Consider the following 24,205-nt stretch of genomic DNA (forward strand, 5'->3'; position numbering starts at 1 on the left):
ACAATTCTAGCAATTATCGGAACCGGTGTAATGTCTTTTTGTGGCATTTTATTAGAAACGGCCATGAACGTCACTTTCCCCACGCTGATGCACGTTTTCGGGGTCTCAATTTCGGCCGTTCAGTGGATCACTTCTGGGTATTTACTGGTAGCATCCCTTGTATTGGCTTATTTCTCTGTGTCAGTGCCACTAACTTTCCAGTCTTACTGATTGGCCGATTAATTAGTGGTGTCGCAACCGGGATGACGACCCCTCTTCTGTTTGGCATTATCAATCATGATATTCCCCTTCAAAAACTCGGACGCTATATGGCCATTGGCGCCATTATTGTATCCATGGCTTCCGTGGGTCCAACGTACGGTGGCATTATTCTTTATAGTTTAGGTTGGCGCGCCATTTTCTGGATTGTCCTGCCAATTGCCCTAATTGCGAGTGTGCTTGGGTTATTAAACATTGAACAAACGCGCCCTTTGGAAAAACCACGCTTAGATCTAATGGGTTTTGTCTGGTTGGCTGGGGTTTTTATCCTTATCTCTCTTGCCTTCAATGAGGCTGCTGTTCACGGCTGGGGTAGTTTGAACTTTTGGATTTTGTTACTCTTAGGCCTCGTTGCCGGTGGTTTATATGTTTTGCACGCCCGGCATTTTGCATTTCCATTGATTAATATTACTATTTTTAAATACCATCGTTTTGTTTTAAGTTTTGTTGCCTATGCGCTTTGTCAATTGATCAATATTGGGATGAGCTTTTTGCTACCCAACTACGGCCAATTAGTTCTCGGTGTCAACTCCTTATTGGCCGGTCTCCTGCTCTTACCCGGTAGCTTGTTACGGCTGTTTCTGATGCCTTTTGGCGGAGTTGTTTTGGACAAACGTGGCGCCGCTCTTCCAATCATCACTGGGATTAGTGCCACTTTGATTTCTGGAATCCTGTTCTTTAGTTTTCAGTCTATTTTATCAATTCCACTAATGACCATTTTTTACGCGTTATTCAGTGGCGGGTTTTCGTTAACCTTCAGTAATCTTTTGACCGATGGCATGAAACAGCTGCCTGGCAAACTAAAGGGAGACGGCAATGCCGCATTTAATGCCATTCAGCAGTATTCTGGATCTATCGGTGCCTCATTGATGGCGGCGTTCATTTCTATTAGTGAAATAAACGCTCACGGCCTCTCCACGGTAAGTGCAACCGCCCGCGGAAGTCAAAATGATTTTCTTGTCCTGATTGGCCTAGAATTGGTCATGTTAGTGCTACAGATTGTTAACTTTCGGAAAGCACGGAAACAAATTGGTGCAAACTAACTAAAAAATGCTTGGACTAACCTAACTACAAGTAGTTTGAGCCAAGCATTTTTTCTTTACTGATTCACGTTTGTACTTAAGTTAGGATTCCGCTGAGCTCTAGGACGGCTCGACAAAGCAAGAAAGACAAGATAAGCATGCCTCCCGCGGGATTGCGATCCCGCATACGGCACGCTTATCTTGTCTTTCTTAACGCTTTGTCTCGCCCACTAATCTTTTTTCCACCAACTTCTCCGCAATTTGCACCGTATTCCACGCTGCTCCCTTCAAAAGATTATCCGACACTACCCACATATGGTAATTGCCTGGATTCTCCTCATCCGCTCGCACCCTTCCTACAAATGTATCGCGCTTTCCTTCCGCATAAATTGGCTGTGGATACAACTGCTTCTCCGGATCATCCTGCAACACTACCCCAGGCGCCTTCGTCAACAACCGCTGAATCTTCTCCCGACTCGCGTTCTTCTCATCCTTCACCTCAAAGTACACCGTCTCGCCATGACCAATACCCACCGGTACCCGCACACAAGTTGCCGTAACCTTGATATCCTTTGCATCCATATCATCCAACATAATCTTCTTGGTTTCATGAATCATCTTCCACTCTTCATGCGTATAGCCACCATCTTCAAACACATCAATCTGTGGCAACAAATTAAACGCCAATGGATAATGCTTCTCTCCACCCTTCACAGGATAAATCGTACTCGTCATTTTTTCGCCATTTAAATGCTGTTGCGCCTGCTCGTTCATTTCATTCCAAGCCTGCTGACCAGCACCCGATGCCGCCTGATACGTTGACACAATCACCTGTTTTAAACCAAATGCCTTCCGAATTGGTTCCAACGCCACCACCATCTGAATCGTTGAACAATTTGGATTTGCAATAATTCCATGATGCCGTTCCAATGCATCTTCATTAACCTCAGGTACCACCAATGGTACCTCCGGATCCATTCGAAAAGCACTTGTATTGTCTACGCAGACTGCACCACGTTTTACAGCTTCTGGCAAAAGCCGCTTTGAAACCGCACCTCCAGCAGATGCTAAAACTAAATCAACACCTTCAAATGAATCTGGTGTGGCCTCTTCAACAACTACCGGTTCACCTTTAAATGCCAACTCTTTGCCAGCCGACCGCGATGAAGCCAAAAATTTCACTGACTTAACCGGAATGGTAGATTGCTCTAACTGCTGAATTAGCCGTGTTCCCACGGCACCAGTTGCCCCCAAAATTGCTACATTGTATTCTCTCATCAACTTAACCTTCTCATTCGCTTTTTTGTCAATTATGCAATAGTTGCGTCTGCATTCACAAAAGCAGCCATATTAGTCATTGCGGCATGTAAATCTTCGACACTTGCCGCATAAGAAATTCGAATATAACCTTCACCACCAGGTCCAAACGCACTCCCTGGAATGACACCAACCTTACCTTTCAGGGCAAGTTCGGTAGCAAAATCTACCGAGTTTTGTGTATATCTTTCTGGAATTTTCGCGAAAATGTAAAACGCCCCTTTAGGAGGAACCGTTTCAAATCCCAATTTGTCTAAACAACCAATGACATAATCCCGACTCTTTTTATACTGGACACACATTTCTTTAGGATCATCTAGCCCGTTTGCCAATGCCTCGGCAGCTGCAGCTTGTGCTGGATTAGACGGTGCGGTGACCAAAAAGGCATGCATTTTAGCTGCATTTTTTATAAAGTCTGCCGGTGCGGCAATATAACCAACTCGATAGCCAGTCATCGCATGCGACTTTGATAACCCATTAATCAAAATAGTTTGTTCTGGAATCATTGAAGCGATTGAATGATGCGTCACACCATATGTAAGTTCACTATAAATTTCATCTGCAATGACAAACATCGGCCGGTTCGCAATCACGTCAGCGAGATCCTGTAATTCTTTTTCGGAATATTCCACACCAGTTGGGTTATTCGGATAAGTCAAAATTAAGGCTTTAACGGCATCCCCCTCGCGGTCTAGAGTTTCTGTTAACTTTTTAGCAGTCAACACAAAGTTATCTTGTGATGTATCAACTTCCACTGGAATTCCACCAGAAATGACGACCAAAGGCACATATAAAGCAAAAGCAGGGGTAGGGATAATTACTTTATCACCAGGGTTTAACATGGCTGATAAACTAGCCGCTAACGCTTCTGTGGCGCCAATTGTTGCCACAATTTCTGTTTTGGGATCGTAGTCTAATCCATGCCGCTTTTTCAAAAAGCCACTAATGGCGTTGCGCAATGCGGGGGTTCCTTTTTGTGCTGAATAGTGAGAATCATTTTCACGAATACTGCGAATCCCAGCTTCTTTAACATGTTCAGGGGTGTTGAATCCAGGTTCCCCTAGCGTTAATTTAACCAATCCCGGCGTGCCTGTAATCTTTTGATCAAACGCCCGAATTCCTGAGGGTCCAATTGAGTTTAGTTTTTGATTGACTGTTCCTTGTAGTGCTGCACTTAACTTTGGCATATAACCACTCCTTAATTTTTACGATAAAACATTTTCTAGACCAACCGTTAGTTCCTTTAATGAACCAACTTTATGAACTGCAATGGCCACACCTTTCATAAAGGAATCACGATTAAACGAATCTTGACGAATTGTTAGCGCTTCGCCTTCGCCACCAAACAAAACTTGTTCATGAGCCACATAGCCTGGCAACCGAACTGAATGAATTCGGATCCCTTTATAATTAGCGCCTCGTGCACCCTCTAACGTCTCTTTAAATTCTGGGGCATCATTGGCCTCGCGAACCTCACTAATTTGTTTAGCAGTGCTTAAAGCTGTTCCAGAAGGTGCATCCAACTTATCTTCGTGATGCATTTCAATAATTTCAACATCTGGGAAGTAAGTTGCCGCTTCTTTAGCGAATTTCATCAACAAAACTGCTGAAATTCCAAAGTTAGGAACGATCAAACCGGCTGTACCTTGTTCTTTAGCATAGGCTTTTAAATCAGCAACCTGCTGATCCGTCAAACCACTAGTCCCAATCACTGGTCTGATATGGTTTTTCAATGCAAATTTAGCATTATCAAACACCCCAGCAGGCGTACTGAAATCAATCCACACATCTGCTTCGACAGGTTTGGTCGTTAAATTATTGAAAATCTGGACATCCTCATCTAATCCATAACTTGCAGAATTTATATCCGTTGCGTCAGGACTGAATGCCCCAACCAATTTAAAATCCTCAGTTTTTTTGATAAGGTTGAGTGTTTTTTGCCCCATTGATCCACGAAAACCCGCTACAATTATTTTAATCATGATTAACTCCTAACTCGGCCAAACTACCCTTGTTTTCTAATGCATCCTCATTCAAATCCAAAGCTTTTGCTAACGTAGCCCGTTCCGCTTTGTTCAAAGGCAAAATTGGTAAACGACATCCGCCGACCTGATAACCTTGTGCGGTTAAGACAGCTTTTACAGGGGATGGTGAAGGATACAAGAACAACGCCTGCATTTTTGGTGTTAATCTTCGTTGTAACTTGCCAGCTAACGCAGTGTTACCTGCATAAAAAGCATCTAACATTTGGCGCATATCTTGGCCATAAACGTGGGCTGCCACAGAAACAACCCCTTTAGCACCAATCGCAATTCCAGGTAAGGCTTGGGCATCTTCACCGGTATAAACCATGAAATCATCTGGCGTATGTTCCACTAAAAACTCCAGATCTTCCAATGAAGTACACTGTTTAACAGCTTGAATATTAGGATGTTGGGCAAGTTTAACGACCGTTTTGTTTGCCATCGTGACACCTGTTCGACCAGGAATATTATAAATGGCCACTGGAATCGGTGAAGCATCCGCCACCGTTGTAAAATGCGCAATCATGCCGCGTTGATTTGGTTTGTTGTAATAAGGAACCACAACAAGTGCCATATCAATCCCTTCAATTTGACCAACTTCTTTAGTCAATTCAGTAGTTTGTAAAGTATTGTTGCTTCCAGTTCCGGCAATAACAGGCACCCTGCCATTCACAATTTTGCCAAATTTCGTATATAATTCAATTTTTTCATCGTGCGTTAAATTGGGCGTTTCCCCCGTCGTTCCGCCAATGATAAAGCCATGACTACCAGTTTCTAATAGGTGATTGGTCAACGTTTCAAGGGCGTCAAAATCAATGTGGTTTTGGTCGTCAAATGGCGTCACAATTGCGGTTAAAATATCTGCATCTTTAAACATCCGTATCCTTCTTTCCTAATTTTCTTTTGTTTGCATTCGATTTAATAGAAATCCTTTAATAGCCTGAATGCCAATCTCAATTGCTTTTGGATTAGGCTTTAATGTGGCTGAATGAAGTTGAGAATCATCGTCAACTCCTAGCCAAAACATGGTTCCTGGAAATTTAGCGAGCAAATAACCAAAATCTTCACCTGTCATTGCGGGTTTCGTTTCAACAAATTGCACATCTTCTGTTTGTTTCATATAGGTAATAAAGTTTCGAGTAAGTTTCGGGTTGTTTTCAACTGGCCAATAGCCGCCCTGATTAAGCTTCACCACTACTTTGGCCTGATAACTTTGCGCAATGCCATCCGCAACCTCTTGAATTCGCTGATCAATATGTTCAATCATCTTTTGTGTTAACCCACGAATCGTGCCTTCCAAACGGGCATGACCCGCGATCACATTGCGAATGCTACCAGCATCAAATTTACCAAAAGTAATGACGCCGCCTTCAATTGGATCCACACTGCGGGAAATAATGGTCTGCACTTGATTAATAAACTGGCTCGCAGCCACCACCATATCATTTGCATCCTGTGGAAAAGCCGCATGACCACCCTTCCCATAGAAATCCACGTCAACTTCAGTGGTTCCGGCAAACAAAGTCCCCATCCGACAACCAATCGCACCAGTGGGTAAATCAGGATTGTCATGCAATCCGTAAAACTCATCTGGACACCATTTACCAGTGAAAATCTGCTTTTCATAAGCAGTTTTGCCACCGTTCAAGCTTTCCTCAGCCGGTTGGAAGAAAAACAACAAGTTATCTTTCGGCTGGTTAGCTGCAAAATAGTCGAGTAAGCCAAGTGCAACACTCATATGAATATCATGTCCACAGGCGTGCATCACATTGGGATGTTTAGAAGCAAATGGCAATCCAGTTTGTTCTGCAACTGGTAGTCCATCAATATCTGTTCGATAGCCAATTGTCCGTTCAGATGCACTCCCGTGAACTAACACGAGTAACGCGGTCGGCATTTCTGCCGGAGTTTGAATTTCCAAATTAGTTTGGTCGAACTGAAGCACCGTTCTTTTAATGAAAGCATGGGTTTCCGTTTCTTGCATCGCAAGTTCTGGAATCTGATGCAAGCTTTGATAAATTTTGATTAATTGAGGCTCTGTTAACATTGCTTGTTTGTTCATAACTTTACAGCTTTCTTAAAGTGTCCTCGAGTTCTGTCTTTGACCGAGTTTGGTCATCAATATCTTTCATTTTGCGGGCAGGCACACCAGCCACCATCGTGTATGGGGCAACATCATGCGTCACAACCGCACCAGCAGCCACAACTGCCCCTTCTCCAACGTGAACACCTTCCAAAACAACGGAATTTGCCCCAATCATGACATTATCATCAATGCGCACGGGTTGGGCAGACGCCGGCTCAACCACGCCAGCTAAAACAGTTCCGGCACCAATATGAGCATGTTTTCCGACAATCGCACGACCGCCCATGACAACTCCCATATCAATCATGGTGTCTTCACCAACCTCAGCGCCAATGTTGATCAATGCTCCCATCATAATGACGGCATTGTCACCGATCACAACTTGATCCCGGATAATTGCCCCGGGTTCGATGCGCGCATTGATATTCTTAGTGTCCAACAATGGGACCGCTGAATTACGTCCATCATTTTCAACTTCATAATCTTCAATAACTGCTTTGTTGTTCTCAAGAAATGGTTTAACATCTGTCCAATCGCCAAAAACGGTTCCGGTTTTGGTTTCTACAAACGCTCGGACGCCTTTTGGAACATCAAGTTTAGTCAAATCACCTTTTAGAGTGACCTTTACGGGTGTTTTTTTCTTGGCGTTACTGATAAAATCAATGATTTCACGTGCATCTAACTGTGCCATGGATAAAATCCTTCCTTTATATAAACTTTTTTATTTTTCGTTGTCAGGTTATCATAAGGCTCAATGGTTATTTGAACTTTAAAAATTCTCGATTCTTCTATATTATATGGCATTCAGCAACTAAACAAAACTGCAATCCAGTTTGACCAAATCTTCATAACTTTCTCGTTTAACAATGACTTGTGCTTTACCTTTTTCGACAAACACCACCGCTGGCCGCGGATTTCGATTATAATTTGACGCCATTGAATACCCGTAAGCACCAGTAGCTGGAATTACCAAAACATCACCAGGCTGCGATTTAGGTAAGGCTTGTTTTTGAATCAAAATATCGCCTGATTCACAATATTTACCTGCAATTCTAACCGTTTCATCTGGTTTAGCCGTTGCCTGATTAGCTAAAACGGCTTCATATTTGGCCTCATAAAGCGCCGGTCGAATGTTATCGCCCATCCCGCCATCCACCGTCACATATGGGCGAATGCCAGGTACTTCTTTTCTTGAGCCAATTGTATATAAGCTATATCCCGCGGGGCCTGCAATGGAACGGCCCGGTTCAATCCAAATGGCCGGCATTTTTAGCTGACGTAACGTGACCTGCTTTTGGACGGCCTTCACAATTGCGTCAACAAATTCTTCGGGTGCCAGCGGATCATCTTCTTTGGTGTACTGAATCCCAAAGCCCCCACCAATATTTAAGACTCGGGTTTCAAAGTTAAACTTCTTTTGCCAGTCAGCAGCCAAATCAACTAATTTTTGGGCTGCCATGACAAACCCATTAACCTCAAAGATTTGTGAACCAATGTGAGCATGAATACCAAGCATCTCTAGTTGTGAATTTGCTAACACCTGCTGCAACGCTTTTTGCGCTTGCCCAGATTGAATATCAAAGCCGAATTTGCTATCCTCTTGACCAGTTTGGTCATACTTATGGGTATGCGCTGAAACACCGGGCGTTAAACGTAACATGACTTTAATTGTCTGTTGTTTTTCTTTCAAGATTTCGCTTAGTAACTCAATTTCGTGAAAATTATCTAAAATCACAACCCCGATATGATGATCCACGGCCATTTCCAATTCTGCGCGTGATTTGTTATTGCCGTGAAAACTAACTTTTTCCATTGGAAAGCCAGCTTTGATGGCCGTATATAACTCGCCACCTGATACCACATCAATGTGCGCGTCCTCTTGATTGACAAGTTGAAACATCCCAACTGTGGCAAATGCTTTGCTGGCATAACTCACGGCGTAATCGACTTGATTACGCTCAAACACCTTTTTAAACCGCCGAATTTGTTGGCGGATTGCTGAGACATCATAGGCAATTAGCGGCGTCCCATAAGTATGCGCCAATTCTACGGCATCAGCCCCATCAATCATTAAATGTCCTGCTTCGTTTACTTGTTGCTCCCCTTGAGTACCCATTTATTTACCCCACTAGTTTTATAATTATTTTATTAAACAAAAAAGAGACCTTTTTGTTTAGCGCAAACAAAAAGATCCCAGAATGAGTTCATTATTATTCTGTATCAATTGTCGATAGCGCCCCGCAGCCGACATGTTTTGCTGCGACAGTCCGCAGTCTGTTAAACTACGTCCCAGCACACCAAACCCCTATCCAGATTTGACGCTTCGGCAACCGCCCCTTTCACTAGCTTCATAATTTGATAGAAATTCCACTAATTACTCTTGTTGGTTGCGACCTCTTAAATTATTAAAAAGTTTATAATACTTCTCACAGATAGTCAACCCCCTTACTCCAATAAAATTCCCTGTAGCTCTTTTGTATCAGTTAAAACAACTTTATCTCCATTTAATTTAGAGCTGCTAATATCGAGCTTGTTTAGTTCTAACATTGCTTTCACATGTAGTTTTGAACTGCGGCCAGCCGCATTGTTTTCCTAAATCAAAAATAAAAAACTTACTACTAAGTATTTCTTATAATTGATTAATTCAAAGAATAATTTAGTTGCTATTCATCAAAAAAATGCTAAAATTCACAATAACTAATCAAACTTTAATAAAATATAATTTTTGAAAACTAGAAAGGATTTTTTTACTCATGAAGGTTGTTAAATTTGGCGGTAGCTCATTAGCAGACGGCGCCCATTTTCAAAAAGTCATCTCCATCATTAAGGCTGATCCTGCACGACAGATTGTCGTTGTTTCCGCACCAGGGAAACGATTTTCTGAAGATACAAAGGTCACCGATCTCCTAATCACCTACGCTCAAAGGGTAATTGATCATCAAGATCCAAAAACGGTTGTGGATAAAATTAGTCAACGCTACCAAGCGATTAGTGATTTCTTTGGATTGCCAGCTAGACCAATTGACAAAATCATCAAAAAGCTTCGGTCACTACCCCTTGAATATTATCCAAGCAACACGTATTTGATGGCTGCCTTCAAAGCGCATGGTGAACGTCTTAATGCCATGTTGTTAACCGCCGTGCTCAATCATCTGAACATCCCTGCTCGCTTTGTGGATCCTTTTGAGGCAGGAATTATCGTAACTGACGATCCGAGTGACGCCTCTGTTTTACCAGAAACTTACGAAAATTTAGCGCATCTAAAGGTTACAGAAGAAAAACTAATTTTTCCTGGTTTCTTTGGGTTTACGCCGAATGGCCAGATTGCCACCTTTTCCCGCGGTGGTTCCGATATCACCGGCGCAATTGTTTCCCGAGGACTAAAAGCCGATTTATACGAAAATTTCACTGACGTTGATGCCATTTACGCGGCCGATCCACGGATTGTAGATCATCCCCATGCCATTAAGAAAATGACCTACCGCGAAATGCGCGAACTTTCTTATGCAGGTTTTTCCGTGTTTCATGATGAGGCAATCATTCCGGCAATTGAAGGCCAGGTCCCAATCAATGTGAAAAACACTAATCATCCCGAATTACCGGGAACTTTAATCGTTCCAGAAGATAGTTTTGAGCCCCACCGCACCATCACGGGTGTAGCAAGTTCCGATCGATTTGCGGCTCTATATCTGCACCGTTACCTGCTAAATAAAGAAGTTGGTTTTACATTAAAACTCCTTCAAATTTTATATAAATATGATGTTTCTTATGAACATATGCCTTCTGGAATTGATGACTTAACCATAATCTTTGACAAAAACCAGTTAGACAACGAAACTATTCATGAGATGTGTCATGACATTAAAAATACGTTGCATCCAGATCAACTTGATTGGATTGATGATTATGCGATTATCATGGTGGTTGGTGAAGGTATGCGGTCAAAAGTTGGGACAATTGAAAATATCATCCGTCCCCTCGCTGAAAACAACATTGGTGTTCACATGATCAATCAGGGTGCTTCACGAATTTCAATTATGTTAGGCACCAAACAAGCAGACGCCAAAAAAGCCGTCAAACAAATCTATCAACAGTTTTTCACATGTCAAACTGACACCCACGAAAGGAGCACTACTCATGCAGATTGATAAAGTTCATGGTTCCGAAAACCACTTCTTTTTACTCGATCAAACTCAGCTACAAACTAAATTAACTGACCAAGAATTAATTAATTTCGCCACAAAAATTACAAATCCGCAAACCGGACTTTTACAGGGAGCAGATGGCGTTTTAGTCATTGACGAGCCCACGCACGAAACGGCCTTGGCCCAGATGCGGGTCATTAACGCTGATGGCAGTGAAGCCTCAATGTGTGGAAATGGGTTACGGACCGTTTCCCGTTATTTAAGTAAAAAATTTCAGGTAGACCAATTTAAAGTTCAAACGCTTAACGCCGATTTAAAAGTCAGTAAAGCAAAGGATTTTGCGCCAAACGTGCCCGCATTTAGTGTTGAAATTTCACCAGTCTCATTTGATGCGGAAAAGTTACCGTTTCACAATGCAAACCATCAGCAATTAGTTGACGAGCCATGGCCAGAACTACTACCAGAACTCAAATTTACCGCACTCGCAGTGCCTAATCCTCATTTGATCAGTTTTGTCTCTGCTGAAGAATTAGCATCTGATGACCTAGGGACTTTAGGGAAACGTCTCAACGAACCCAACCCTTACTTTCCAGACGGCGTAAATGTCAGTTTTGCGGAAATTTTGGGTCAAAATAAATTATTTGTTCGTACTTTTGAACGAGGAGTTGGCTTCACCAATGCTTGTGGAACCGGCATGTCAGCTACTAGTTTGGCATTTGCCCTCACCCATCCTGATGAAGGTCAGTTTGATCAAGAAATCACCGTTTATAATCCCGGTGGCTTAGTTAAAACCAACGTCCACAAACGAAATGGCATCTATGATATTGATTTAATTGGAAATGCGACGGTCACACATCACCTTGAGATTTCCGAAGCTGACCTGCATGCCGCTAAATTAACTGATGTTCAAATCAACAAAACGGATGAAGAAACAAGTTATCAAAAATTTGTGACACAATTGCCAAAAATCAACAATATTTCCGTTAAATCATAAAAAAAGAGGCCGGACAAAAACTATGTTTTGTCCGGTCTATTTATATTTCCCCAAATATTATTTCTAAAACGTGGGAAAAAGCAGATCCTTCCGCCTATCTTCAGAATCTAACGCCTTTTGTCCACTTTTTATTTTATTGTTTTTGATGAGAAACCTTCTCCAACGTCCAACCAGACATTAAATGGAATTCATAGTCTTGGCTGACAAACTGCTTATTGGGAACGCCATTGCTAAATAACAAGCGCATTTCCTCGTTTTTATAAACGCGTGTTTTACGAGTAATCTTGACTTGATTCAACTTAGAATTTCGTTTAATTTTGGTAGTTCCGGTTGTAGGGTCCGTCTTAGCCAGTTTTTGCTGCAATGGATTTGTGGCGTAATAATAAATTCGCTCATCCTTGGTACCAATTTGTTGATACAAGATGGCATGTTTGCCCTTCACACTTGAGGTCAACGGATAAGTTTGCGTTTGATTAACTTCTTTCATTCCTAAATAAATATTGTAGTTTAACGCGATTAACACGACACTCCCAATACTTAAAATAAGACCCAAAGTTACCCAAATCATTTTATTAATACCACGGTGCATAAAAATCATGCTACAAGCAAAAAGGATTGCACCAGCGAACAAAAAAATAATTATCATGTTAATATCCCCCTCGTGCATCTTTTTTCAAGAAGAACGTTAATAGAAAACCAAGTACCGCAAACATTGTGGCAATGAAAAATGCGTAGCGGAATCCTAAAACATTCGCATTTAAAGCAAGTTTTTTAAATAAGATAGGTGTTGCTTGTGAAACGCCGCTGCCTGGGGTGTGAGATAACGTCACACTTGACATGATGGAAACTAAAATGGCTGTTCCCATGGAAGCAAATACCTGACGGGCCGTATTATTCACGACCGTTCCATCACCAATCAAATTTAGTGGTAAATCGTTCATTCCAGTTGTCGTAACTGGCATCATAACCATTGAAATTCCAAACATTCGGACTGCATACAAACAAGTTAAATAAAACACTGGTGTTTGAGCGGTAATTGGAATAAATGAAGCTGTCGTCAAAACTAGCAGAAACATCCCTGCAATTGACATGTTTCTTGCACCCAAACGGTCAAAAATTCGACCGGTAATTGGGTTCATAACCCCCATGGCAATGGCCCCAGGTAACAGAGTTAAACCGGACGCTAGCGGCGATTCACCACGCACCGTTTGGAGATAAAGGGGCAAAACCAATGTGAATCCATTCATGGACATAAAGGAAACAGAAACCAAAATTGCAGACAAGGTAAAGTCTGAATGTTCAAACACTTTAAACTGTAAAAGTGGATTTTTAATTTTAAGCGACCGTAAAATAAAAATAGCAACTACTAAAACACCGACAATCAAGGTTCCATAGACAATTGGATTAGTCCAAGAATAGGTTCCAACTGATGAAAACGCAAATAACATTGAACCAAAACCAATCATTGATAAAAGCACTGAAGACCAATCAACAGGTGCTTTTTTAGTTGGCAAAACTTTTCGTAAAGTAAAATAGCCCGCAACCAATACAATGAAAGAAATGGGCATGATGGACAAGAACAACATTCGCCACGAATAATGAATCAAAATCCATCCAGCAAATGTCGGCCCAATGGCAGGTGCCAATCCGACAACAATGCCGGCACTTCCCATTGCTGCGCCACGTTTAGCTGGCGGAAAAATTGATGTCATAATGGTCTGATAAACTGGGGATGTGATCCCAACACCAGCCGCTTCAATCAAACGTCCGGCTAAAATAGTCCAGAAATTTTGGGCAAAATAACAAACCACAGTTCCTACGAAAAAAATAACAATCGCAGATAAATAAAGCTTTCGCGAATCGAAACGTTGTAAGAAAAAGCCAGTGATGGGAATCACAATTCCCATCATCAACATAAATCCAGTTGTTAACCATTGAACAGTGTTTGCCGAGATATTAAAGGACTTCATCAAAGTCGGGAAAGCTGTTGTTAACATGGTGGACGTCAGAAATGTACTAAAAGTCCCAATTAATAGGGTAAAAACTAATAAAAGTCGATTATACGGGCGACCATTTTGATCGACCGGTTTATCTTCTGCATTAATACTGTTCATGAAAATGTTCACCTCATTAAATTATTTAATTATGTACCTATAAAAAAGTCACAAAGATTATTGTATCATATAAATCTCATAACTCTCAAAGTGTTGTTTGCAAAACAGCATGTCCACATGGAAACTATTTAAGGTTGGTTTAATAAATCGCTACTAGCATAACAACTAGCACGCAAAAATAAACTATTTATGATAATCGGTTTATTTACTCGCAAACCGAGAATAAATAGTTGTATTTTCAACTGAAAAGATTGTATGATTGTTACAGTTAAATTACAAAGATTTGTTAATTTAGCGGATTTCCGATTGACATCGTTTAGCCACCCTTCTACAATTTAGGGATTGTGACTATCTGAATCGTGAATCAAGTTCCTTCAAAAAGGATTCAATTTACGTTATGGGGATCAGATTTTTTAACAACTTAGCTACATATTATGAGGAGGAAAAAAATTGATTAAAAATAATTGGTTAAGATGGGTATTACTCGGCTTGGGGATCTTAATCGTTGGTGGCGGAGTGTTTGCCTGGCAATATGGTCAAACTCATTTTGCCCCCAAAACAACAATTAATGGAAAATCTGTTGCTGGACTAACCTCTAATCAAGCTACCCAAAAGTTGGCATCGTCTTCCTCAACTATAACCAATCGGGTTTATTTAAATGGTAAACTGTTGGTTACCGGAAAACAGCAGACATTAGCAAATGTCACCAAAGCACAAGTAAAAACAGCCCTCAAAAATCATCACGGGTTGTTTGCCAAAAAGGCTAATACTGTTAATTTAACAAGTTCCGATGAGGTTGTTACTTACCGAAGCAATACTTTGGAAAAACAAGTTTCAGACGCCCTGACCGCCTATAACAAAACGGCTACTGCGGCTCATCCAACCTATTATTACTTGAAAGACGGCAATATCAAGACACAGGCTGCTACTAAGGGTACTCAAGTTAACGTCACCAAAGCATTAGCGAGCTATAAAAATCAAATTAAGCAATTAAAAGATATAAAACTAAAAACGAGTTCCTCCACAGCAACCAAGGCTGAAACTGTGGCTGCCGAAAAGGTCAAACAAAATTTAAAGGACAGTTTAACCAAAACGTTGGTCTATCACGTGGGTGGTAAAGACTACACGTTAAAAGGCTCAGACTATATTGTAAACACGAAACCTGGTCAAACACCTACTGTAGATTTAACGGCCTTGGAAGCGAAACTGACCAAGATCAACAACTCTGATAGTACTCAGGGAAAGTCCTTCAGTGTTAAGCTTTTGAACAGTGGCAAAACGATCATGACAAATAACACGACTGATTCAAATTACGGCTGGTCATTAAATGTGAAATCAGAAGCGAAGATGTTAGCTGACAAATTCATTAGTTCAACCATCAAGTCAGGCACCAAGGTTGATATGAAGAACTATTCTGGTCAAAATATCAGTTATAACCGAAGTAGTGCCATTGGTTCAACACGCGTTGAAATTAATTTGACCACCCTGCATGAATATATTTATGTAAATGGCAAACAAAAAGAAGATATCCCTGTAATGAGTGGAACTTTGAGTGGCAGTAATAAGACCCCGACCGGCCTATTCCACATTCTCTATAAACAAAGTCCTTCTACCTTAACTGGTAAGAACGATAATGGCTCGGCCTATGCCAGCAAGGTTAGCTATTGGGAACCTTTAACTGAAGATGGCGTCGGGATGCATGATAGTTCATGGCAACCTTCCAAAGTTTATGGAAACCCAACTTACCGTAGCACGTATCATTCTCATGGGTGTTTAAACAATCCACCAAGCAAAATGAAGTCTGTTTGGGATAATACCACTACTACTGAACCAGTTATTATTTATAAATAAAACAAGAGTGTTGAGAAATTCAAAATTCTGGGTCTCTGTCAAATCGTATTGGTGGAGATTTTGAACGGCACATTCACTTCGGTGAATGTGCTTTTTGTTTACTCATGAATTAAACTAATCCGGATAAAGAAGTTGTCAATATTTCGAAAACCAAAACAGTTACGCTTTAATGCCTTGATTTTACGATTAAGTCCTTCAATTGGACCGTTGGAAAATGGATAACGACAACTGTTTAGAAGGGCTGAACCATTTTTGATAAACGTGTTGATCGTTATGTCCATTTGATTACTAGTGGGTTGGTAGTTAGTAAGTAAGGATTGGAACGCATTAGCATCCTTTTGGTGTATGGCACTTAAGATACCTTGATAGGTTTGATACACAGATCTAAATCTGGGAAAAGCGTCTAGAGCTAAATCAATGGCGTTTTGTTGCGTCATATACTCGTTAATTCCGCGTAAATAAACAGCCTTAGAATCATTAACTTTTATTTCATCAAGATGAAATAAACGCCATTGAGATTTTAAAATATGATAAATTCGTGAATGCTTATCTTGGATAGTACGAATGGTCTGCGTGCGTTCATTATCTAAGGCACGCCCAGCCAGTTGAATAATATGGAAACGATCGATAATCGTGGCCGCATTGGGAAATAAGCGATGAATGAAGCTGCCATATTCAGCATTCATGTCAATCGTCACTGATTGAACTTGGGCACGTTCTTGAACCGAAAAACGAGCTTCAAAGTAGTCAATGATATCTTTACTTAGCCGATCTTTTAAAGTAACAATTCGGCGATGACTAACGGCATCGCAACAATTAAAGGACATCCAGTGATTACAGGAACGAAATTCATCAAAGCAAAGATTCTCTGGGAGATGTTTAACACGATAGGCTAAGTGAATATTGGCATTTAGGATTCGTTGAACACTGCTTGGCGAAATTCCACAAAGTTTAGCAATTTCTTTACTCGTCAACATATCGCGTGCCAAAACGATCACTTGATGTTTGATATTATGTGTGAAAGTTTCGTTACGATTAACCAACTTAGTTTTAGCACCACAGGTTTTTGAACAATCTTTACATTGGTATCTTTGACGTTTTAAATGCATTTCGTAACGACCACCGGATAAGGTTCCTAAACGCAGGTGACTCATGTGAGTTCCGTTTTTAATTAAGCTTTTATGGCCACAATGTGGGCACTTTAAAAGTTGATAAGACAAAGTTGCATGGACGACATGAATACGTTGGTTTGTGGAACACCGTTCTTTAGAAATACCAGTGACAATTAAGTTTGGGTCTGTTATTTCGAATAAGCATAAGATAGAATTAGTTAGGGACATCTGAATTTCCTCTTTTCGATTTGTTTTGGCGATTAAATCGTAGCACAAAGAGGACAGATGTCCTTTTTTATTTTTCTGATTTTCAAAACAGACAAAAAACCGGTATTAGTTATTCACCAATACCAGAAAGTGTAGACCCAAAATTCTCAACACCCTTTTTTGTTTACCATCGATAAATATTTTCAATGTTTGTCTGTTTAAATAAACACCCACCATTTTTGACAACAACCTTGTTAGAAGCTTCATTATCTTTATTAACTGAAGCTTGAACTGGCGAAACTTGTAACTTCTCGCATTCTTGAAGAAGCAAAGCTAACAAAGCATTTCCATAATCTTTTCTGCGCTCATTTTTGGCAATTGCATAGGCGACATTACCACCAGACTCAAGTAACTGGGCATTAAGACGAAGGCGAACTCTTCCGATCCCAACTGGATGCCCGTCCCACATCCAGTAAGTCACTTGTGGCACCATTTTTTCATCACCAAAACTAGGATCTGCTTGTGTGTCAGCTTCAATTAGCCACTGTAAATACTGTTCATAATCATAATCTTTAACTTTGTTTTCGAATCCATTTTCAAATCGACCAATATTTTGTAACAGTTGATAGTACGGTTGACCATCTTGAGGTGTTAATTTGATTAACTTCATAATCCGACCTTCTTCGGCGATTAATTTGGTAACGATAATACTGTCTAAAATCTTCAATAACCTTGTGTTTATCCATATATCCCACAATACCGATATCGTGAAAATATTTATGATTTATATTTTCATCACTTTCAACTTCGTTTAAAAATCGGAAATTGCAAGAACAAGTTAGCCACCCCGCAACTTCGCCTGCGGGGTGGCTAACTTGTTCTTGCAATTTCCGGAATTTTTATGATTTACCCGTATCGAATATTATTAGTCTTCCAACAGCTTTTCCAGTGTTGTTTTTAACAACTCAGGGTCGTATGAAATACTTTTACTTTGCAATAAATTAGCATAACCTATGATAAATATCCAGATTTGAATAAAAAAGGAATTTTTATCAATGCGTGAATGTTCATCTAAAACTGCTTTAACGTTACGAAAGGTTAAGTTCAATAATGGCCATTTAGCTAACTCATCATCGGAAAAAGAAACAACTGGCGTTTCCAATACAAAGTGGGCTAAATTTGGCTGTGCCACAATCGTTCTCATCAGGTTGTCTCCAAGAAATAACAAGCGTTCAGTTGCCAATGGAATCCCGGCCAATTCTGGTTCAATAATTGCTGCCCACTCTGAAGAAACCTTATTGGCTAGCTCCCTGAAATAGACTTGCCGATTAGGAAAACTTTTATAGAAAGCTCCTGTCGTTACGCCAGCTTCATGGGCAATTTGCCGTAATGTTAATTTTTGCACCGAATTTACTTTTATCAAACTGATCCCGGCATTAATTAGTCTATCTCGTGTTGCCGTTTTATTTTTCATCACATGCCTCCACAGGTAAATATAACGCTGTTATCTGCATCAAACAATAGGTTTGAACAAACACTATCCTTACAGCTTAAAACTCACATTACCGCACTCATCTGCCACATCAGTTGTTATCTTTAAACCCATTTAATAAACAATTAAGAATTCAATTAACCTCTTGTTAAGAACTCCACGACATACTAAAGATAAGAAATCAGGAGGAGGCAAGAAAAATCATGGAAGACATTTTAAAACTTGACCAAGTATCCAAGAAGTTTGGCCGGCAAACCGTTTTAAAAGATGTCAGTTTAACTATTCATCGTGGCGACATCTACGGTTTAATTGGTCGAAACGGTGCAGGGAAAACCACTATTCTAAAAACAATCATTAGGCTGATTCAGCCGACACACGGGACTATCACACTCTTTGGCGTTTCAAAAGGTTCCGCATACATTCACCAACTTAGCCGAACCGGGAGTATTATTGAATCTCCCGTCGCTGTCGATCAATTAACCGCTCGTCAAAATCTAATTTATTACAGTAAAATTCACGGCGTAGTCGATCCCTCCGCGGTTGATGAAACCCTTAAGTTTGTGGGCCTTAACGCCACTGGCAAGAAAAAATTCAAGAACTTCTCGTTAGGTATGAAGCAGAAGATGGGATTAGCCATTGCACTTTTGAACAAACCAGATTTTCTGATTTTGGATGAACCAATTAATGGATTAGACCCAATCGCAATTGTTGAATTTAGAGAACTACTTTTAAAGCTAAATCAAACTCAACAAATGACCATTCTCATTTCAAGTCACATTCTGGAGGAACTTTATCAGTTAGCCACTCGTTTTGGGATCTTAAATAATGGCACAATTGTCAAAGAAATCACGAAACAGAAATTTGAGCAACAGAGCCGGGAATTTATCAAACTTGAGGTTGACAACCCTGACTTGGCAACAAACGTTTTACGTCAACTGGGTTGCCAAAATTTCAAGGCCATCAATGACCACCTGATAAACATTTATCAACTCGATATTTCCAATGCAAAGATTACCGAAGAATTAATTAATAATCATGTTCAAGTAATAACCATTTCACGAGAAGGCTTAAATTTGGAACAGTACTTTAAGCAACTAATTGAAGGAACAGGAGATGAGCAACATGTTTAATATGATTCGCGGTGATACTTATCGTTTGCTACATTCAAAGGGATTTTATATCACTGAATTTCTTCTTATCATTTTAGTGCTAACTTCTGTTTTGACCGGTACATTAGGAACTGTTGGTGTTCAAACAGAATCTTTAGCCAAAATGCAAGATGTGACATCTGTTTGGAACGCCGTCAAAGCGATGAAGTTAATGACTATAATGGCTAGCTTTTTAATTTATCTCATTTTACCGCTCTTCATCATGACAACCGGTTTTGAATTTTCTAGACGGTCTTATAAAAATTTATTAAGTAGCGGCATGACAAGGTTAAATTACTTTTTTTCAAAATATGCCGTTTTTATCATGATTGTTTGCCTTCAATTTATTCTGTTTTATGGCACTACTTTTTTAGGAACTGGCTTAAAAAACGGTTTCGGTACATTAACGGCAAACTTTGGTCTTAAAATTTCACAGACTATTTTATTACAGATCTTGTTCATAATTGCCATTTTTTCAGTATCAATCCTTGTCCTTTTCGTCACCTTTTCAACCATCACGGCTGTGACCACAACTATCATTTTTCCGCTTCTCATTCAGATTATGAGCGCAATTTTTAATAAAGTTAATTGGATTAAATATTTCGATTTTCAAAGCATAATCGATAATGCCTACTTCACACACCTTTCAGCACAAACACTAACTTATTATATTTTGGCGGCCAGTGGTACCATTCTAATTTGCGGATTCCTATCAATTTATGTATTCAAACAAAAAAACCTGTGATGATGATTACAGGTTTTTTGCTTTATTTAAGTCCCACGTATCCAGTTTTATTGATCAGTTTCTGGCCTTCTTTACTTGTTAGCCACTGCACCAACCGCTTACTATTTTCAGTTTGATCACGACGACTAATTGCGTAAACGTTAGCGATAAATGGATACTTCCCATTTCGAATATTTTTGGTAGTTGGCGCATACCCATTTATTTTGAGCAACTTAACATTCTTATTTTGTTTCATTTGCGTTGTATAGAATCTAAATGAGTAGCCAATTGCATTCGTATTATTATTGTAACCGGCAACGTCATCAATCAAACCGCCCATGCCATCTTCTTCTTGATAGCGCATGGGTGTTGCCATTTTCTTACCCTTCATGACCAAACCTTCCATCGCTGTTTGGCTACCAGAGTTCTTGGAACGTTGAAACGCCTGAATTAATGTTGGTTTGCCACCAACACTCAGCCAGCTGATTGTTTTTCTTTGATAAATGGCTTGCACCTGTTTTACAGAGAGATTATTCACTGGATTTTTCTTATTCACAAGAAAAACAAACGCTTCGCTCCCAAGTTTTGTTAAGTTAAGGTGAATATGCTTCTTTTTGGCCGCCTTAACTTGCTCGCTGGAAGGTGCGGCCATAAAGACGACATCCGCTTTTTTATTAATCAAACTATTAAAAGCCTTGGGAGTCGTTCCCACTTGAATAATCTTGGCAGCCTGCTTGGCATTGAGACCAGAATAGATGGTTTGCGCAACTGCCGAATAAATCGGATAAGCTGCAGTTGCGCCGTTTAATCGCGGATAATGATCAGCAATTTTCAAGTTGGCTGGCTGATTCAAATGCGCCAATTTTTTATCATCTCTGAAAGGTCGATACTGGTTCAAATTCAACTCACTGGAATTGCTGGTGTACGTATCCACATAATGCTGGCTTCGAATTATATGCTGATACACAGGCGCTAGACTAACCAACAAAAGGACCACGAAGCCAACCCTGTATCTTCTTGGTAGTTTAAAGAAATGCTTCAACGAAAGACTGTCCCAAGTCACACCCAGGATGGCAGACCAAAACGCCCCAATGAAAAACCAAGCCAAGTTGTTGTATAAAGCTAGTCCACTGGCAAACAAACTCGCCAAATTATAGGGCATCACCAACAACAAGGGGTAAAGTTCCGGAATTTCTATGTAATTGAAGTCAAATAGCCACATGACTACGACAAAAACACCAAGATAGTAGAGTAACGCAATCAAAAGTGCGCTTACCTCAAGTCTAATTTTATTTTTGAATTCATATTTTTTATTGTAGTGATGCCAACTTAATCCGTTAAGGAACAGGGCTGGGATCAAAGCCCACCACCAACCCAGGCCAAAGACACCCACTGACCCAACGATTAGCGGTGTCCAGACAAAGCTTCTAATCAGTAACCAACAAAAACTCGCTCGATTCTTTTTCCTTATCAACCTTATTTCCCTCCAGTACAGTTCTTTAATATCTAATCATTTACAAGTTATTCTTGGTAAACTGCAATTCAATTGTAAATTTTGTGGCCGTGGTCTCAATCGTAACCGTCCCGTTCAGCAACGTAGTCAGTTTTTTTGTGATATATAAACCTAAGCCGGCATTTTCAGATTTACGGGCAAGATCCTCCGTGTAAAAACGATTGGTTAGCCGTTCTGGATTTTTGATTGGTTGCGCCAACTTATTGGAAAAAGCAATGCATAACTGCTGATCATCTCCATTAAGCGTGATTTCTGCTGCCTCAGTTCCATGCTCCAAAATATTACCAAGTAAGTTTTGAAAGATTCGTTGCAACATATCACGATCAGCCACCCACCAACAATTGGATTGAAGATTCAGTTTTAGCTCAATTTTTTTATTTGTAAAGGCTTCGTACATCCCCAAAATCATTTCCTGAAGCATACTCGTGATGTTAATTTTTTGAAGATTGACCATCAATTCATGTTCATTCAACCGATTGTACATTAAAAGCAGATCTAAATGTTTGGCCACACTGTTCAGATTCTGCTCAATTCGAACCAAACTTTCATGGTCGTCACCGCCTATAGCTGGTTGTTTCAACAAAACTTGCGTATAACCGCTGGCAATGGTAAGTGGCGTTCGCAAATCATGGGCAATGTTATGAATGGCCACATCTTGTTCGTTCTTTAGTTGATAAAGCTCCCGTTCGTTTTTCCGGTGCTTGATTAAGAGTTGATTAATCTTAAGCGCCAAATCCTTAACTAAAAAATTGCGTGAATGTAATTTAAGTTCTTGATTGGTGGGATCTTGCACAATTGAATCTAATTGTTTGACCACGCGACTAACATCTAGTAACACAAAAAATAAATAGAGACTGAAAAAAGCCAACATTAGAATAAAAATCACTAAAATAGTCATGCGAGTTTCACCCCAATCCCCCAAACTGTTGCAATATAGTAATTCTCCGGATCTAATTGTTGCAGCATCTTTCTCAAATTACTCAAATGCACGTTCATTGTATTATCATCATCGTAATAGTCAGCCTGCCACACGGCTCGGTAAATCTGTTCTCTTGTGAAAACTTGCTTTGGATGCTTAAAAAGCAGTTTTAAAATTTCAAATTCCTTTTTCTTTAACAAAACAGTCTGGGTACCATTGGTTACCGAAAAAATATCAGTCAGTAACGTGATATTTTTGTATGTAACTGATGCATTTTCTTCTGGACTAATATGGTCGCGCAGCTGTACCCGGATTCTTGCCTGTAACTCCTCGATATCAAACGGTTTAATGATGTAGTCATTGGCCCCGGCTAACAAAAACTTTGCCACATCAGCACGCGCATCTAAGGCAGTTAAAATAATCACAGGAACTGCCGTAGATTGCCTCAATTCTTTTAAAACTTCATCACCATTCTTACCTGGTAACATTCGATCAAGCAAAACTAAGTCCACTTGATTTTCGTTAAAGACTAACAACCCTTCTGTACCAGAATAAGCACTTAAAATATGGTAATGGGTTTGTAAAACCTTTTTAAGTAGCTGTTGCATTTCGTCATTGTCTTCAACAATTAATACTGTCTCCATGTGACCACCCCCTGCGCCTTTACTATCATTATACCCGATTGAAGCGCTTTCGATACGTCAAAATCAGTTTTCGAAACTGTACATAATATTGGCGTATTTAACCTTTAGTTGCCTACTTAATCACAAACAAATTCTGCGACGGTTAGGAGGTGCACGTACGTTTCAGTTTATATTTGCTCCGCTTCTTGTGGCAATTCTTAATTCATTATTTGTCTATTAGTTGAATAGGCACCACAAGCCGTGAGCGTTAGGCAACCCTCAGCCCACCCGCATCGCATAATAGTTGCCGAAGAAACTATCGTGTTTTAAAAAAATGCGCAAAAAACACCCAGACTACCACAAATAGTCTGGGTCTTGGTGTACCTACGTTTCAGTTTGCTTCAATTACAGTATACTTGATTGGTGTAAGAATTCAAGCCCAAAACACGCATTTTTCAAGCCATTTTAAGATGATTTTTAGTTATGAGGCCAGTGCAATACACAGCGCTATTTGATCATAATTATTTAGATCAGTCTATGGCCTATTAGTGAATTACTGTCTGACAACACCATATGAACCACAAAATCTGGCAGTGATTTCAAATGTCACAATTCTTCATCCAAAAAAATCAACTACGAAAGTTGATTTCAGGTTT

At 40.1% G+C, this 24,205-nt stretch carries 21 protein-coding genes and 1 riboswitch; of the genes, 6 read left to right on the forward strand and 15 right to left on the reverse strand.

The features are described 5' to 3' along the window. Positions 1-38 precede the first annotated feature (38 nt). Positions 39-1,301, forward strand: coding sequence for an MFS transporter (locus AB3217_RS09195; protein ID WP_367366021.1), 1,263 nt, complete (start codon positions 39-41; stop codon positions 1,299-1,301). Positions 1,302-1,490: 189 nt separating this feature from the next. Here AB3217_RS09195 and AB3217_RS09200 read toward each other — a convergent pair whose 3' ends face one another. From AB3217_RS09200 to lysA, 7 genes are all read right to left on the reverse strand, one after another. Next, positions 1,491-2,561, reverse strand: a complete 1,071-nt coding sequence (locus tag AB3217_RS09200) for an aspartate-semialdehyde dehydrogenase (RefSeq protein WP_367366022.1) — start codon at positions 2,559-2,561, stop codon at positions 1,491-1,493. Positions 2,562-2,590: 29 nt separating this feature from the next. Further along, positions 2,591-3,784: an aminotransferase class I/II-fold pyridoxal phosphate-dependent enzyme gene (locus tag AB3217_RS09205; RefSeq protein WP_367366023.1), complete on the reverse strand. Its 1,194-nt coding sequence runs from the start codon at positions 3,782-3,784 to the stop codon at positions 2,591-2,593. A gap of 18 nt (positions 3,785-3,802) precedes the next feature. Continuing rightward, positions 3,803-4,579: a 4-hydroxy-tetrahydrodipicolinate reductase gene (gene dapB, locus AB3217_RS09210; protein ID WP_057782840.1), complete on the reverse strand. Its 777-nt coding sequence runs from the start codon at positions 4,577-4,579 to the stop codon at positions 3,803-3,805. After that, positions 4,572-5,504, reverse strand: coding sequence for a 4-hydroxy-tetrahydrodipicolinate synthase (dapA, locus tag AB3217_RS09215; RefSeq protein ID WP_367366134.1), 933 nt, complete (start codon positions 5,502-5,504; stop codon positions 4,572-4,574). The genes dapB and dapA overlap by 8 nt, the downstream gene beginning before the upstream one ends. Before the next feature lie 9 nt (positions 5,505-5,513). Further along, a complete protein-coding gene (locus AB3217_RS09220) occupies positions 5,514-6,668 on the reverse strand; it encodes an N-acetyldiaminopimelate deacetylase (RefSeq protein ID WP_260274659.1) in 1,155 nt (384 codons plus the stop codon). A gap of 19 nt (positions 6,669-6,687) precedes the next feature. Continuing rightward, positions 6,688-7,398: a 2,3,4,5-tetrahydropyridine-2,6-dicarboxylate N-acetyltransferase gene (gene dapD / locus AB3217_RS09225; RefSeq protein ID WP_367366024.1), complete on the reverse strand. Its 711-nt coding sequence runs from the start codon at positions 7,396-7,398 to the stop codon at positions 6,688-6,690. 120 nt (positions 7,399-7,518) lie between these two features. Continuing rightward, entirely contained in the window at positions 7,519-8,823 is a 1,305-nt protein-coding gene (lysA, locus tag AB3217_RS09230; RefSeq protein WP_057782834.1) for a diaminopimelate decarboxylase, read from the reverse strand. A 107-nt stretch (positions 8,824-8,930) separates the two neighbouring features. Beyond that, a riboswitch (Lysine riboswitch) is annotated at positions 8,931-9,114 on the reverse strand. Between the two features lie 346 nt (positions 9,115-9,460). Between lysA and AB3217_RS09235 the strand changes: the two genes are divergently transcribed. Both AB3217_RS09235 and dapF read left to right on the forward strand, forming a co-directional pair. Then, positions 9,461-10,855: an aspartate kinase gene (locus tag AB3217_RS09235; RefSeq protein WP_260274642.1), complete on the forward strand. Its 1,395-nt coding sequence runs from the start codon at positions 9,461-9,463 to the stop codon at positions 10,853-10,855. Further along, the gene (gene dapF, locus AB3217_RS09240; RefSeq protein ID WP_068806115.1) at positions 10,845-11,846 is read left to right on the forward strand and encodes a diaminopimelate epimerase; all 1,002 of its coding nucleotides are present in this window, start codon (positions 10,845-10,847) and stop codon (positions 11,844-11,846) included. Before AB3217_RS09235 ends, dapF begins: the two co-directional genes overlap by 11 nt. A gap of 133 nt (positions 11,847-11,979) precedes the next feature. Here the strand turns inward: dapF and AB3217_RS09245 are convergent, their stop codons facing one another. After that, positions 11,980-12,492 carry a DUF4811 domain-containing protein gene (locus AB3217_RS09245; protein WP_068806112.1) on the reverse strand — a complete coding sequence of 171 codons (513 nt, stop codon included), beginning with the start codon at positions 12,490-12,492 and terminating at the stop codon, positions 11,980-11,982. 1 nt (position 12,493) lies between these two features. Then, on the reverse strand, positions 12,494-13,960 hold the full coding sequence (locus AB3217_RS09250) for an MDR family MFS transporter (protein WP_068806109.1): 1,467 nt from the start codon (positions 13,958-13,960) through the stop codon (positions 12,494-12,496). A 450-nt stretch (positions 13,961-14,410) separates the two neighbouring features. Between AB3217_RS09250 and AB3217_RS09255 the strand changes: the two genes are divergently transcribed. Next, entirely contained in the window at positions 14,411-15,811 is a 1,401-nt protein-coding gene (locus AB3217_RS09255; protein ID WP_367366025.1) for a L,D-transpeptidase, read from the forward strand. A gap of 98 nt (positions 15,812-15,909) precedes the next feature. Here the strand turns inward: AB3217_RS09255 and AB3217_RS09260 are convergent, their stop codons facing one another. The 3 genes from AB3217_RS09260 to AB3217_RS09270 all read right to left on the reverse strand — a co-directional run bounded on the left by AB3217_RS09260 (position 15,910) and on the right by AB3217_RS09270 (position 18,604). Then, positions 15,910-17,151 (reverse strand): ISL3 family transposase, encoded by a 1,242-nt coding sequence (locus AB3217_RS09260; RefSeq protein ID WP_063697918.1) that lies wholly within the window; start codon positions 17,149-17,151, stop codon positions 15,910-15,912. A 163-nt stretch (positions 17,152-17,314) separates the two neighbouring features. After that, positions 17,315-17,800: a GNAT family N-acetyltransferase gene (locus AB3217_RS09265; RefSeq protein ID WP_260266743.1), complete on the reverse strand. Its 486-nt coding sequence runs from the start codon at positions 17,798-17,800 to the stop codon at positions 17,315-17,317. A 255-nt stretch (positions 17,801-18,055) separates the two neighbouring features. Beyond that, positions 18,056-18,604, reverse strand: coding sequence for a TetR/AcrR family transcriptional regulator (locus tag AB3217_RS09270; RefSeq protein ID WP_260274639.1), 549 nt, complete (start codon positions 18,602-18,604; stop codon positions 18,056-18,058). Positions 18,605-18,825: 221 nt separating this feature from the next. Here AB3217_RS09270 and AB3217_RS09275 point away from each other — a divergent pair, with 221 nt between their 5' ends. Next, positions 18,826-19,752, forward strand: a complete 927-nt coding sequence (locus AB3217_RS09275) for an ATP-binding cassette domain-containing protein (protein WP_367366026.1) — start codon at positions 18,826-18,828, stop codon at positions 19,750-19,752. Beyond that, positions 19,745-20,515 carry an ABC transporter permease gene (locus tag AB3217_RS09280; RefSeq protein ID WP_057782815.1) on the forward strand — a complete coding sequence of 257 codons (771 nt, stop codon included), beginning with the start codon at positions 19,745-19,747 and terminating at the stop codon, positions 20,513-20,515. Before AB3217_RS09275 ends, AB3217_RS09280 begins: the two co-directional genes overlap by 8 nt. 22 nt (positions 20,516-20,537) lie before the next feature. On the opposite strand, the gene AB3217_RS09285 is transcribed toward AB3217_RS09280, so the two are convergent. Genes AB3217_RS09285 through AB3217_RS09295 form a run of 3 tightly spaced genes read right to left on the reverse strand, consistent with a single transcriptional unit; the run spans position 20,538 to position 23,570 of the window. Next, positions 20,538-21,968 carry a PstS family phosphate ABC transporter substrate-binding protein gene (locus AB3217_RS09285; RefSeq protein ID WP_260266746.1) on the reverse strand — a complete coding sequence of 477 codons (1,431 nt, stop codon included), beginning with the start codon at positions 21,966-21,968 and terminating at the stop codon, positions 20,538-20,540. Positions 21,969-22,008: 40 nt separating this feature from the next. Then, on the reverse strand, positions 22,009-22,905 hold the full coding sequence (locus AB3217_RS09290; protein WP_367366027.1) for a sensor histidine kinase: 897 nt from the start codon (positions 22,903-22,905) through the stop codon (positions 22,009-22,011). Further along, positions 22,902-23,570, reverse strand: a complete 669-nt coding sequence (locus AB3217_RS09295; RefSeq protein WP_367366028.1) for a response regulator transcription factor — start codon at positions 23,568-23,570, stop codon at positions 22,902-22,904. The genes AB3217_RS09290 and AB3217_RS09295 overlap by 4 nt, the downstream gene beginning before the upstream one ends. Positions 23,571-24,205 lie beyond the last annotated feature (635 nt).

The sequence above is a fragment of the Pediococcus parvulus genome, from assembly GCF_964063155.1.
GTDB classification, from domain to species: Bacteria; Bacillota; Bacilli; order Lactobacillales; family Lactobacillaceae; genus Pediococcus; species Pediococcus parvulus.